The sequence below is a fragment of the Alkalicoccus saliphilus genome (assembly GCF_003044065.1).
GTDB classification, from domain to species: domain Bacteria; phylum Bacillota; class Bacilli; order Bacillales; family Salisediminibacteriaceae; genus Alkalicoccus; species Alkalicoccus saliphilus.
Window position 1 is genome coordinate 1 of the sequence record NZ_PZJJ01000001.1, and the last position, 11,860, is coordinate 11,860.

Genomic DNA, 11,860 nt, shown 5'->3' on the forward strand with positions numbered 1-11,860 from the left:
GGAAACATGTCGTCGGTCCTGCCAGTGGCCCATCATGGGAATCGACTCCTTTTTCTTTTATCATACGCCGAACCGAGGCAAAATCAAGCAAAAAAAGCCGCCCGCGGGCGACTTTTTCAACAGCCTGAAAAGGGAAGGCCCCCGGGCCTTCCCTTTTTATTATTTAAAATACTCTTTGTGTAAATCGAATAATCATTCATTAAGCAGAAAATATTAATGTGAAGGATGTCCTGTCAATCTGAATCATCATCAAATAAATCCTGCTCCATTCGTGTGATATCCCGGTCTGCCCCAATAACAATTAATATGTCCTGTTTTTTTAAATTTTCATCGGCTGCCGGCGAGACATTAATATCTTCGCCTCTTTTTATGGCCATAATATTACAGCCGTACTTTGCACGAAGATCCAGATCCATCAATGAGTGATTGTGAACTCTGTCTCCAGCTATTAACTCCACAATACTGTATTCGTCAGATAACTCAAGATAATCCAGCACATTCTTTGAAACCAGATTATGAGCAATGCGAATTCCCATATCCCTTTCCGGATGAACAACTTTATGAGCACCTATTTTATTTAAGACTTTCTCGTGATAGTCATTCTGCGCCTTTACTGTTATGTGAGGAACCCCTACTTCCACGAGCATCAAGGTAGTTAAAATACTCGATTGAATGTTATCCCCTATCGCCACAATGACGTGGTCGAAATTCCGGATACCGAGACTGCGAAGCGCATTTTCATCAGTAGTATCGGCCATAACGGCATGCGTAGCTGCCGGGGCGAATTCGTTTACTTTATCTTCATTGATGTCTATAGCCAGTACTTCCATGCCGAGATCATTCAGTTCTTTTACTATACTGCCGCCAAAGCGTCCAAGACCTATTACTGCAAACTGCTTTTTCATTAGTAAAGTGGCGGAAAACCCGCGCCCTCCCCCTTCCTTTTTACACTTCTTTCATCATAACGGAGGAAAGTCGATGTTTCAAACAAATAATCATACAGGTTTCAGTCAGGACAATCGTATGATAAAATGCTATGGTGTGTAAATTCACAATTGAGAAAGGAGACGCATACATATGCCGGAATGGTTAACCGCGGTTGACTGGTCAGCACTTTTAACGAAAGCCGTTACAATCGCAATTCAGCTTGCAGGTATACTGATTGCTTTTTATATTGTGCGGGCAGCTGGCCGCAAATTTATTCAGAAAAGCTTTACGAGAATGAGTGATCAGAGAAACATTTCCAAAGGCAGAATTATTACTCTTGAAAAGCTGGCAGTAAACATTTTCTCCTACGTGCTGATTTTCATTGTCATAACGCTCATTGTAGGGGTATTTGAGTACGATATTACCGCTCTAATAGCAGGGGCGGGTATTGTAGGTCTTGCTATAGGATTTGGAGCCCAAGGGCTCGTCAGCGATATTGTAACAGGTTTTTTTATTCTCCTGGAGCGGCAGATCGATGTCGACGAATACGTCACTATAGCCGGCCTTGACGGAGTCGTGGAGGAAGTTGGACTGCGTACGACCAAACTCCGTGGTTTCGATGGTACGGTACACTTCATCCCGAACCGTGAAATTTCCAGCCTGAGCAACCACTCCAGATCGAACATGCAGGCACATGTGGATATAAGCATTGCCTATGATGAGAATATAGACGAAGCGATGCGCGTTATTCAGACTGCATGCAACAATGCAGCTTCCAAAGTGGATACCGTCGTGGAAGGTCCGGATGTTCTCGGTGTTCAAAGTCTTGGCGAGAGTGATGTTGTAATTCGCGTACTTGCTAAAACTGTTAACATGGAGCAGTGGGGAGTTGAAAGACTCCTTCGTCAGGAAATTAAAGAAGCTCTGGATGCACAAGGTATCGAAATCCCCTTCCCCCACCAAGTGTATTTTCACAAAGAAAGTGAATAACAATTTTAATCTTTTCAGATTTATACGACATACAAAAGAGGCCTGTGGAAGAGGCCTCTTTTTGTATTCCTTATCTCGCTGCCGAAATGATAATCATTATATTAGAAAATCTTTTATGAAAAGATCGTTTTTACTATCTTCCGGCAATCTGTGATTTAAGTAGGATCAGCCACATTGTAGTATATACGCAGTTTAGGACCTGCTTCTTTAATCAGGGCTGACAGTGTAATCTGACGGGCAAAATGGCCTGGATCCTCCATTACGAACAACAGCCGGTCCTCTGAATTCCATGGAGCGGCCGGATGAGCTGCAGCCCCTGCCGCAGCTTCCTTCACGCTTTTTACCACTTTCCCTTCCATCCAATGAAATAATTGTATATACCTGGACGTCCAAAGTACCGGTTCGTACTTCACTGAGCCTGCGTTACGGTACATATTATAAAAGGCTATTAAAACCTGTTTACGATCCGGAGGCAGCAGACCGTATATATCTTCCATAAAAGGAAAGGGATGATTTTTTTCGTACCATGGCTTAAGTAAAGGAACGGTTTCTCCATTTTTGTAAAATGGTTGTTCAGCGAAAGTCGCCGGTATCGTTATTTCAGCCATTTTTCATCCGCTTCTTTCCTTCTCTGCATAATTCCAGAAGAGGACATTCCACGCATTTTGGCTTTTGGGATTTACAGTGGTACCGTCCGAAAAAAATCATCCGGTGATGGGTATCTGACCATTCTTCTTTTGGAATTTTTTTCATGAGCGTTTTTTCCACTTCCAGTACACTGTCTTTCCAACGGCAGAGCCCCAGCCTTTTACTTACCCGTTCAACGTGTGTATCAACGGCAATAGCCGGTTCGTTAAAAGCTACGGAAGCTACAACATTTGCCGTTTTTCTTCCAACACCGGCCAGCTGCATAAGTTTGTCTCTTTCTTCTGGTACCTGTCCATCATACTGATCTATCAATGAACGGCAGAGCTTCTGAATGTTTTTTGCTTTACTTCTGAACAGCCCGATAGACCGTATATCGTTTTCAAGCTCTTCCAATGGTACGTGTACATAATCTTCCGGACGCCGGTACTTTTCAAACAGCTGCGGAGTAACTTTGTTTACGAGAGCATCAGTCGCCTGTGCCGACAATACTACAGCGATTGTAAGTTCCAACGGGTTTCGGCGTGTCAGCTCACATTCCGCTTCCGGAAACATTTCTGCCATTGTGTCCAGCACTGTACGAATTTGTGATTTATTCAGCATCAGCCGTTTCCTCCTTCCAGCCAGTTATAGCCGGGATGAGGCTTGGCTGCTTTTACTTCTGGAGCAGCGAGCCGCCGGCTGCGGATACTCTCCCCATGCTTTTTAGCAGCCTCCAGGTTTTTGATTCCATTTCTTTTCCAGTCATGAAGGATCCGGTCAATGTAACGAAAGTTCAATTTTCCGGAAATAACAGACTCTTTCAGGGCCCCGGCAATTAAATCGGTATCGTGACCGTCTTCGTCCAGCCACATAGAGATCATTTCCATTTCCATAGGGGACAATGGGCGGGCAAATTCTGTTTCAAACGTTTCAAACAGTTCTCCTTCGTCCGTCTTTTTTGTGTTTTCTTTCTCCTCCAGGTCTTTGTCGGAAAGGCATTCATAAAGTTTTTCAAACACCGGGCCAAGTGAAATTTCTTCTACAATTACTTCTTTGCCTGTTTGTTTATCCGATTCTTCGATTTCTTTAATTTCTATAAAACGTGATCCCATAAGATCTTTCAAATGTCGTGAACATTCCTGAATTGGAGCTGTCATCCGATCTGAAATCTGGGCCGGAGAAGGCAGACGGATCCCCTCCTGATGGAGCTGGTGAATATGCTGAAGCACTAGAAACTGCATATCTGTAAGACCAAGCTGTTTATAACATTGAAATAACACCGCCGGGAAAGTGAAAGGAGTTTCCTGCATCATATTTACTGCCCGTTGTCTGTTCATCTCTGTTCCCTCCTTTCGTTGAAAAAACTGTCCCGGGCTTATTACCGGGACAGTTCGGGTAGTTATGGGTACAATCTGTTCAGCAGACGTGGAAACGGGATAGTTTCGCGAACGTGTTCGATGCCTGAAATCCAGGCTACTGTCCGCTCCAGTCCGAGTCCAAATCCGGAGTGAGGAACCGATCCGTATTTTCTCAGATCGAGGTACCACTGGTAAGCTTCTTCTGACAGATTGTGTTCCTCGTACCGCTGCTTCAAAAGCTCTTCATCGTCTATCCGCTGGCTACCTCCAATAATTTCTCCATAGCCTTCAGGAGCAATTAAATCAGCACAGAGAACGACATCCTCCCGGTCCGGGTGTGGTTTCATATAAAAAGCTTTTATATCTTTTGGATAATTTGTTATAAAGACAGGCTTGTCATAAGATTCTGCAATAGCTGTTTCATGTGGGGCACCGAAGTCCTCCCCCCATTCAATTTCAAAACCTTCTTTTTGCAGAAAAGTCACTGCATCATCATAGGAAATACGAGGAAAAGGTGCCTGTATCTTTTCCAGTACTGCTGTGTCTCTTTCGAGAGCTTTCAGCTCCTGAGGACACTCCTTCAGCACTGACTGTACAATCCAGCTTACGTACTGTTCCTGAACTTCCAGACTTTCTTCATGATCCATAAAAGCCATCTCCGGTTCGATCATCCAAAATTCTATCAGATGTCTGCGCGTTTTGGATTTTTCCGCACGAAAAGTCGGTCCGAAAGAAAATACTTTATTAAGGGCCATCGCAGCCGCTTCCATATACAGCTGACCACTTTGTGAAAGGTAGGCGTCTTCATCAAAATATTTTGTGTGGAAAAGATTCGTTGTTCCTTCCGCAGAACTTCCGGTCAATATAGGCGGATCGACTTTCACGAACCCTTCCCTGTTGAAAAATTCATATGTGGCACGAATAATTTCATTACGTATGATCATAACTGCATGCTGCCGTCGGGAACGGAGCCACAAATGACGATGATCCATTAGAAATTCAGTACCGTGCTCTTTCGGCGTAATTGGATAATCCGCCGCCTCATGAATTACCTCGAAATCAGTAACCGAAAGTTCATATCCTGAAGGAGCACGATCATCGGCTCTGACCATACCGGTAACATAAAGCGAACTTTCCTGAGTCAGTTCTTTCGCTTTTTGAAACTTTTCCTCCCCGATTTCCGCTTTCACTACTACTCCTTGAATAAATCCTGTGCCATCGCGGAGCTGTAAAAAAGCAATTTTTCCACTCGATCTCTTATTCGCAAGCCACGCACCAATTATAACTGTTTCTTCCACGTGACTGCCGATTTGTCTGATTGTTGTCTTCAAATCTGATACCTCCAGCAGTGATTGATGATTATTGTTCTTTTATGAATGCCTCTATCCGGTCCAGTGCTTCTTCGAACTGTTCAAGACTCGTCGCATAGCTGAGTCGGATATTATCCGGAGCACCGAACCCTGCTCCCGGTACGACCGCCACTTTTGCTTCTTCCAGTAATGCCTCTACCCATTCCTCAGTTGAAGAATACGGACTTTTTTCCACGGCTTCCTTAACGTTCGGGAATAGATAGAAGGCTCCCTGAGGTCTCTGGCACGAAAAACCCGGTATTTCGTTCAGCCGGTCAAATACTTTCGACAGACGCTCTTCAAAAGCTTTACGCATTTTTTCCACCGAGCCGTCGTCCTCTGTATAAGCGGCTATAGCACCGTACTGTGCCATAACTGCCGGGTTCGACGTGGTGTGGCTTGCCAGATTCGCGATTTTCTTAATAATGTCTGCCCGGCCGGCCGTGTAGCCGATTCGCCACCCTGTCATAGAGTGAGATTTAGAAACACCATTTACGAGGAGGGTCTGCTCTTTGAGTTCCGGTGAAATTTGAGCAATGGATACGTGCTCTTCGCCATTATAAAGAAGCTTTTCGTATATTTCGTCGGAAATAATCAAAATATTTTTCTCCAGGCAGAGTTCTCCAATTTCCTTCAATTCTTCCCTCGTGTAAGTCATACCTGTTGGATTACTTGGGGAGTTGATTATAATAGCTTTTGTTTTTTCAGTGACTGCTTCCTCAATCTGCCTGCGGGTCGCTTTAAATTGATTATCTTCTTTCCCTTCAACGAAGACTGGCACTCCTCCGGCAATTTTCACCTGCTCCGGATAACTTACCCAGTAAGGAGTTAGAATAATAACTTCCTCGTCATCCCGGAGAATCGTTTGAAAAATGGAGGAAAGAGCATGTTTAGCTCCCGTAGATACTGCAATCTGATCCGGAGAGTATTCCAGGCCGTTATCTTCAGCAAACTTTTCGCAGATAGCCTTCTTAAGTGCCGGGAGTCCTGCTGCCGGTGTATATTTCGTATGTCCTTCGAGCATTGACTTGTAGCTGGCTTCAATTATATAGCGGGGAGTATTGAAGTCCGGTTCCCCTGCGCCGAGGCCGATAACATCATGTCCCTGCTCCCGCAGTTCTTTTGCTTTTGCTGTAATTGCCAGCGTAGAAGATGGAGTAATCGATTCGACTTTCTCGGAAAATTTCATCATTATCTCTCCTCATAAATTAGTTGATTCTGATTAAATAGAGCATCTCTGCTTTCTGAAGAATCTAAGAAGTACCAAGCTGATAGCTTTTTATATATTCCCCGTTTTCAAAAGATACATAATAATACCCCAGCCGGCCGTAGGAATCTGTGTAATTGATTTCGTAGATCGGGATTCCTTCCAGCATACCTAATCTGACAGCATGTACAGACTGCATGTCTTCATTCGCTGCTGCCGTTTCACGGGCTTCTTCACGAGTTATGCCCGCACTATGTAGTAAAACTTCCGGTTCTGCTTCTTCATTTTCCGGCACCAGAACGTAAATGTCCTCTCCGTCCTCTCTTACAGCATCCACTACCTGATAAGAAGTTTCCCCGTGAAAAAAGTTCACTTCGTAAATTTCCGCAATATCTTCCATAGAAGAAGCTGCAGCCCTTCCGGCAGCTTCTCTTTCTTCAAGCGGGGAAACTGCCGAATTATAAAGAAAAAGAAGAAGAACCGAAACACCAGCTGCAGCACCCAACGGTATCAGCAGCCAGTACTTCACGTGCCAGAGCCTTTTGTATCGTAAATAGTAAAAATCATCTGCTCTTTATCGTCCTCATCAAGTGCCAGCCCGAACATTAAATCTCTTTCTTTTAATGTCCTGTTCAGGCAATCCACCATCTTGTAAGCATCCCTGCATTTTTCCATCTTTATTGAACTCAACAGTCTTATTTGATCACTGGACATATATGATTCCTCCCGCTTAAATTCCAAGTGCTTATTTATTTTATCATAAATTAAAGCTAACTGTTTTTGATTATAGCAGTTTTTTCGCCTGTTTGTCTGCTTCAAAAAGTACTCTCTCTTCGTCCAGCGTGAGCAGTTCTCTATTTTTCATTACCTGACTGCCGTGGATCCATACGCTTTTTATATCGGTGGATTTCATAGCATACACTATATGGGAAACTGCTCTTTCTGGTAAGGCGGGTGTCAAATGAGGAGAAGCCGTATCGACAAGAATCAGGTCTGCTTTCCATCCCGGAGCAATTATTCCTGTATCAGGAAACTGAAGTGCTGAAGCTCCTTTAATTGTGGCAGCTTTTAAAATATCCTCTGCAGCAGTGGAAGCAGGGTTTTCTTCTTTTCCTTTGTGAAGCATGGCAGCCATTCTCATTTCCTCCACCATATCCAGCGTGTTATTACTTGCTGTCGAATCTGTTCCAATAGTTACATTCACCCCTCTTCTCATCATCTCTGCCGCCGGAGCGATGCCTGATCCGAGTTTAAGATTGGATTTAGGATTATGAGAAACTGCCGTATGTTTTTCAGCAAACAGGTCCATGTGGGCCGGTGAAATATGAACAGCGTGAGCCAGCAGGACGTTAAGATCAAAGATGCCCAGATCATTTAAATGATCGACCGGATGAAGTCCGTAGCGTTTTATATGCTCTTCTGTCTCTTCAGAGGTTTCTGCACAATGCGTATGAAAAAGGAGGTTATTCGATGAAGCGATTTCTGCTGCTTTAAGCATAAAATCCGGCGGGCACGTGTAAGGGGCGTGCGGCATAATACCTATCCTTATCCTCCCGTTTCCTTTCATATGCCATGCAGCGGCAAGGTTTTCTGCTTCAGAAAGCTTCCCCTTCTGTTCGTCTGCGTTTCCGAACCCGATCATCCCCCTGCCGAGCACAGCCTTCAGTCCTGCATGGTCGATTTTCTCGGCAAATTCCCCCATATGCAAATGATACATATCCAGAAACGAAGTAGTACCGGACTTGATCATTTCCGCCAGCGCAAGGTTTCCTGCCGCTTCCACCATATTTTTATCAAAACGCTTTTCATTCGGCCACATGACATTTTTCAGCCATTCATGAAGCGGCATATCGTCTCCTGCCCCCCGAAGAAGCGAACTTCCTGCATGACCGTGAGTATTTACAAAACCAGGAAGAAGCCATCCTCCCCCGCCGTCTGTTACAACATCGGCCTGTTCCTTCGGCGTGCCGCTCCCTGTTTTTATTACTTCATCCCCCTTAATCATAACCCAGCCTTCTTCCGGAGGCATTTCCGGGTTAACAATCACGACATTTTTAATGATCTCCGTCATAAACACTCTCCTTTAAAGGCTTATGAAGCCATGCGTCGATTTCTGTTTCCAGATCATATATGGACCCACGGTGCACCGGCATATCCGGCAGTGATTTTACGAATTGCTTTCCATAGCGCGCTGTGTCAATCCGCCGGTCCAGAACAATTACTATTCCTCTGTCGGTTTCCCTTCTTATTAACCGGCCGAATCCCTGCTTAAAACGAAGGACGGCCTGAGGCAGAGCGAGCTTAATAAAAGGAGAAGCACCTTCCTGTTTCAGTTTATCCGACTTAGCTTTAAATACCGGATCGGAAGGTGGAGAAAAAGGCAGCCGGGCCATAACGATTACACTCAAATCTTCTCCCGGGATATCAACACCCTCCCAGAAACTGCTCGTGCCAAAAAGTATCGTCCTGTCAAACTGCTGAAACATTTTTACAAGCTTTGTCCTGCTCTTTGACTGAATTCCCTGGCCGATAAGCATATACGAGTCGTCCAGAAGGTTGCTCACCAGGTGATATGTTTTTCTCAGCATGTCATAGGAAGTGAAAAGAACGAGCATTTTCCCCTCGGTCACTTCGGCTGTCTGATAAATAGCCTGGGCTATAGAATGGATATAAGCATCCTCCCCCGCTTCCTGAATCAGAGGAATATCATTAGGAATCATTAAAGCTACCTGCTCGCTCCAGTTGAAAGGAGAAGCCACTACTTTCGTCTCCACTTCAAAATCCTCCAGGCCGAGCTGCCTGATCACAAAGTTAAATGACTGATTTACGGTGAGTGTGGCACTCGTTAAGATCACACGTTTTTTCTTTTGGAAAAAACGGTCAGCGAGAAGCTGTGAGACCTCTGTCGGGCTGCTGAAAATCGTAATGGACTGTTTTGGTCCCTTGAGTGCTCTTTCCATCCAGTAAACATTGTCCTCCTGCTGATGAGTAATCAGGTCCATAAATTTCCTGTGAAGATCATCCATTTCATGAATATAGCGGTCAAGAGCTGTCTGTTCATTTTTATAAGCCGGGCCGGTAGATGTATCACTGCTTATTTCGAGTTCAATTTTTTTCAGCTCATCAACAGCTTCAGTGAACACAGCATGGAACCTGTGGGCAGCTTCCAGTACATAATTCCACGATTCGTCACGCACAATTACTTTGGAAACATCCCCTGTTTCTCCCCTGCCTGCTCCTTTATCCGCATAACTGTATATAGATAAAAACAAATCATTCCATTCTTCCCGGGCCTGCTGGATTTTTTCTTTGCATCTTTTCCACATTTCCGGTGTATATAACGAAAGCCATGGTTCGAGGACGTTATCCTGCCCGCGGGTAGTGAAATCGTTCAGCAGCTGAGCCATACTCGCATAATCCAGCTGGGTGCCGAAGTGCCTCGTAGCTGCTTCTTCAAGGTGATGTGCTTCATCAATAATAACCGAACTGTAGGAAGGAAGAATTTGGCTTTCGTGAACAATATCACTTAAAAGCATGGCGTGATTTGTAATCACAACATCCGCTGCTTTAGCCGCCTTTTTAGCGCGCTGGTAAAAACACCTGGAAAACCATGGACAGTCCGGACCGGCGCACGATTGAATATCGCTCGACACTTCCCTTAGGAACCGGTCCGATGCATCTGCCAGATTCAGCTCTTCCACATCCCCTGTTCCTGTTATCGTCAGCCAGACAACAATCTGTGCCTTGGATACCATTCTTTCATAGCTTTCCTGAAAACTCAGATCCAGCAGATTCTCAACTTTCTGAAGGCAGACATAATGCGTTCTTCCTTTCAGAAGCGCCGGTTTTACAGGAAAGGGGAGAAGCTTTTCAACAAGAGGTACTTCCTTTTTCAACAACTGCTCCTGGAGCTGAATAGTTTCTGTACTTATGACAACTTTTTCTTTATATACAGCTGCGTAATATGCGGCAGGCAGAAGATAAGCCAGCGTTTTTCCGGTACCCGTCCCGGCTTCCACAAGGCCGATCTTGCTGCCGGTAAATATTTGGTGCACAAAATTTATCATTTCTTCCTGTCCTGAACGTCTTATGAAGCCGGGCATCACCTTGCTAATGGTCTCACCGGTTTGAAAATCTGCAAATACCTCGTTAAAATCAGCCTCTATATTCTCGTTTTCCGCAGCCTCATAATTGATTTTTCTAAGAGCGATTCCTCTGTAGACTTCCAGTTCTCCTGCAGCATCTTCCGCCTGCTCAAACCATTCTTCCAGTAAAGGCCGAAGACTGCTCTTCAGCATATGTTCTATTCCGAGCAGATGTTTCAGTGCCGGACGTGGTAATTTACGAAAGACTTCTGATATTTTCAAGAAAAGTTCGGCTGTGGCATAGGCATCGCTGTCTGCCTGATGTGGTACAACATGATGAAGAGAAAGATTTTCAGCGAGTTCGCTGAGCCGGTAGCCCGATTCTGAGGGAAAAGCTATTCGGCTGAGCTCCACTGTATCCAGTACCGGACCTTCGTATGGCGTATAACCCGTATCTTCCAGAGTTTCGTTTAAAAAATGAAGATCGAAATCCACATTATGGGCAACAAAGCAGGAATTATTTAAGTCTTCCATTAATTCCGGTACAATTTCCTCAAATGATGGAGCTTTAGCCAGATCTTCTGTCTGAATCTGCGTGAGCTGCTGTACAAAGGCCGGGATAGTAGTTTCTGAATTTATTAACGTATTGAAAGTTTTAACTATCTTTTTTTCTTCAATCACTGTATAAGCAAGCTGGATTATCCGGTCTCCTTCCGCATAGGAAACTCCTGTAGTTTCTAAATCCAGTACGACATATCGAGACATATTACGACCCTACTTTCTGAATAACATTCCTCTGCTATTGTATCACGATTGAACAAATTCTTCTTTCAGCACTGCAAAAAAAGTGACCCGCCTACACTTAGGCGGACCACTTTTATCAACTGTTATAAAAAAGACGATCATTTTCGAGAGGAGCCCTGCGGATCAGATTCGTACCGTTGCTGCCGGTTCTGTCCCCATTTTCTCAACGATCTCATTGGCATCATTCAGGATTGCAACATTTGGAGTGTGCTGACGGGCCTCTTCTTCTGACATCCATTTGTAAGAGATAACAATTACTTTATCTCCCGGCTGCACGAGTCTCGCAGCAGCGCCGTTCAAACAGATTGTTTTCGAACCGCGTGCACCGGCAATAATATACGTCTCAAGTCTTGCTCCATTGTTATTATTTACAACCTGGACTTTCTCATTTTCCAGCATATCTACTTCATCGAGAAGATCCTGGTCGATAGTTATGCTGCCGACATAATTGAGATCTGCCTCAGTTACAGTCCCACGGTGTATTTTTCCATTCATCATTTCACGGATCATTTT

Annotated in this window: 12 protein-coding genes; 1 reads left to right on the forward strand and 11 read right to left on the reverse strand. The window is 44.5% G+C overall.

Features of this window, described 5'->3' with window-relative positions; genetic code table 11:
* Positions 1-233 precede the first annotated feature (233 nt).
* Complete coding sequence (locus C6Y45_RS00010; RefSeq protein WP_107582678.1) at positions 234-905, reverse strand: potassium channel family protein; 672 nt, start codon at positions 903-905, stop codon at positions 234-236.
* A gap of 172 nt (positions 906-1,077) precedes the next feature.
* Between C6Y45_RS00010 and C6Y45_RS00015 the strand changes: the two genes are divergently transcribed.
* Positions 1,078-1,917: a mechanosensitive ion channel family protein gene (locus C6Y45_RS00015; protein ID WP_107582681.1), complete on the forward strand. Its 840-nt coding sequence runs from the start codon at positions 1,078-1,080 to the stop codon at positions 1,915-1,917.
* Positions 1,918-2,072: 155 nt separating this feature from the next.
* On the opposite strand, the gene C6Y45_RS00020 is transcribed toward C6Y45_RS00015, so the two are convergent.
* From C6Y45_RS00020 to panD, 10 genes are all read right to left on the reverse strand, one after another.
* Entirely contained in the window at positions 2,073-2,525 is a 453-nt protein-coding gene (locus C6Y45_RS00020; RefSeq protein WP_107582688.1) for a YpoC family protein, read from the reverse strand.
* On the reverse strand, positions 2,518-3,165 hold the full coding sequence (nth, locus tag C6Y45_RS00025) for an endonuclease III (protein ID WP_107582690.1): 648 nt from the start codon (positions 3,163-3,165) through the stop codon (positions 2,518-2,520). The genes C6Y45_RS00020 and nth overlap by 8 nt, the downstream gene beginning before the upstream one ends.
* A complete protein-coding gene (locus C6Y45_RS00030; RefSeq protein WP_245922437.1) occupies positions 3,165-3,881 on the reverse strand; it encodes a DnaD domain-containing protein in 717 nt (238 codons plus the stop codon). Before C6Y45_RS00030 ends, nth begins: the two co-directional genes overlap by 1 nt.
* Positions 3,882-3,943: 62 nt before the next feature.
* Entirely contained in the window at positions 3,944-5,233 is a 1,290-nt protein-coding gene (asnS, locus tag C6Y45_RS00035) for an asparagine--tRNA ligase (protein ID WP_107582692.1), read from the reverse strand.
* 28 nt (positions 5,234-5,261) lie between these two features.
* Positions 5,262-6,440: a pyridoxal phosphate-dependent aminotransferase gene (locus C6Y45_RS00040; protein WP_107582694.1), complete on the reverse strand. Its 1,179-nt coding sequence runs from the start codon at positions 6,438-6,440 to the stop codon at positions 5,262-5,264.
* A 64-nt stretch (positions 6,441-6,504) separates the two neighbouring features.
* Positions 6,505-6,963: a PepSY domain-containing protein gene (locus C6Y45_RS00045; RefSeq protein ID WP_160058011.1), complete on the reverse strand. Its 459-nt coding sequence runs from the start codon at positions 6,961-6,963 to the stop codon at positions 6,505-6,507.
* A 20-nt stretch (positions 6,964-6,983) separates the two neighbouring features.
* Positions 6,984-7,172, reverse strand: coding sequence for a YpmA family protein (locus C6Y45_RS00050; protein WP_107582698.1), 189 nt, complete (start codon positions 7,170-7,172; stop codon positions 6,984-6,986).
* Positions 7,173-7,242: 70 nt separating this feature from the next.
* Positions 7,243-8,529 (reverse strand): amidohydrolase, encoded by a 1,287-nt coding sequence (locus C6Y45_RS00055; RefSeq protein ID WP_107582700.1) that lies wholly within the window; start codon positions 8,527-8,529, stop codon positions 7,243-7,245.
* Complete coding sequence (gene dinG, locus C6Y45_RS00060; protein ID WP_107582702.1) at positions 8,513-11,308, reverse strand: ATP-dependent DNA helicase DinG; 2,796 nt, start codon at positions 11,306-11,308, stop codon at positions 8,513-8,515. Before dinG ends, C6Y45_RS00055 begins: the two co-directional genes overlap by 17 nt.
* 162 nt (positions 11,309-11,470) lie before the next feature.
* Positions 11,471-11,857, reverse strand: a complete 387-nt coding sequence (gene panD, locus C6Y45_RS00065) for an aspartate 1-decarboxylase (RefSeq protein WP_107583247.1) — start codon at positions 11,855-11,857, stop codon at positions 11,471-11,473.
* Between the last annotated feature and the right edge of the window lie 3 nt (positions 11,858-11,860).

Coding starts and splice junctions, on each gene's coding strand:
- C6Y45_RS00010 (WP_107582678.1), bottom strand. CDS start 905: ATGAAAAAGCAGTTTGCAGTAATAGGTCTTGGACGCTTTGGCGGCAGT.
- C6Y45_RS00015 (WP_107582681.1), top strand. CDS start 1,078: ATGCCGGAATGGTTAACCGCGGTTGACTGGTCAGCACTTTTAACGAAA.
- C6Y45_RS00020 (WP_107582688.1), bottom strand. CDS start 2,525: ATGGCTGAAATAACGATACCGGCGACTTTCGCTGAACAACCATTTTAC.
- nth (WP_107582690.1), bottom strand. CDS start 3,165: ATGCTGAATAAATCACAAATTCGTACAGTGCTGGACACAATGGCAGAA.
- C6Y45_RS00030 (WP_245922437.1), bottom strand. CDS start 3,881: ATGAACAGACAACGGGCAGTAAATATGATGCAGGAAACTCCTTTCACT.
- C6Y45_RS00040 (WP_107582694.1), bottom strand. CDS start 6,440: ATGAAATTTTCCGAGAAAGTCGAATCGATTACTCCATCTTCTACGCTG.
- C6Y45_RS00050 (WP_107582698.1), bottom strand. CDS start 7,172: ATGTCCAGTGATCAAATAAGACTGTTGAGTTCAATAAAGATGGAAAAA.
- C6Y45_RS00055 (WP_107582700.1), bottom strand. CDS start 8,529: ATGACGGAGATCATTAAAAATGTCGTGATTGTTAACCCGGAAATGCCT.
- dinG (WP_107582702.1), bottom strand. CDS start 11,308: ATGTCTCGATATGTCGTACTGGATTTAGAAACTACAGGAGTTTCCTAT.
- panD (WP_107583247.1), bottom strand. CDS start 11,857: ATGATCCGTGAAATGATGAATGGAAAAATACACCGTGGGACTGTAACT.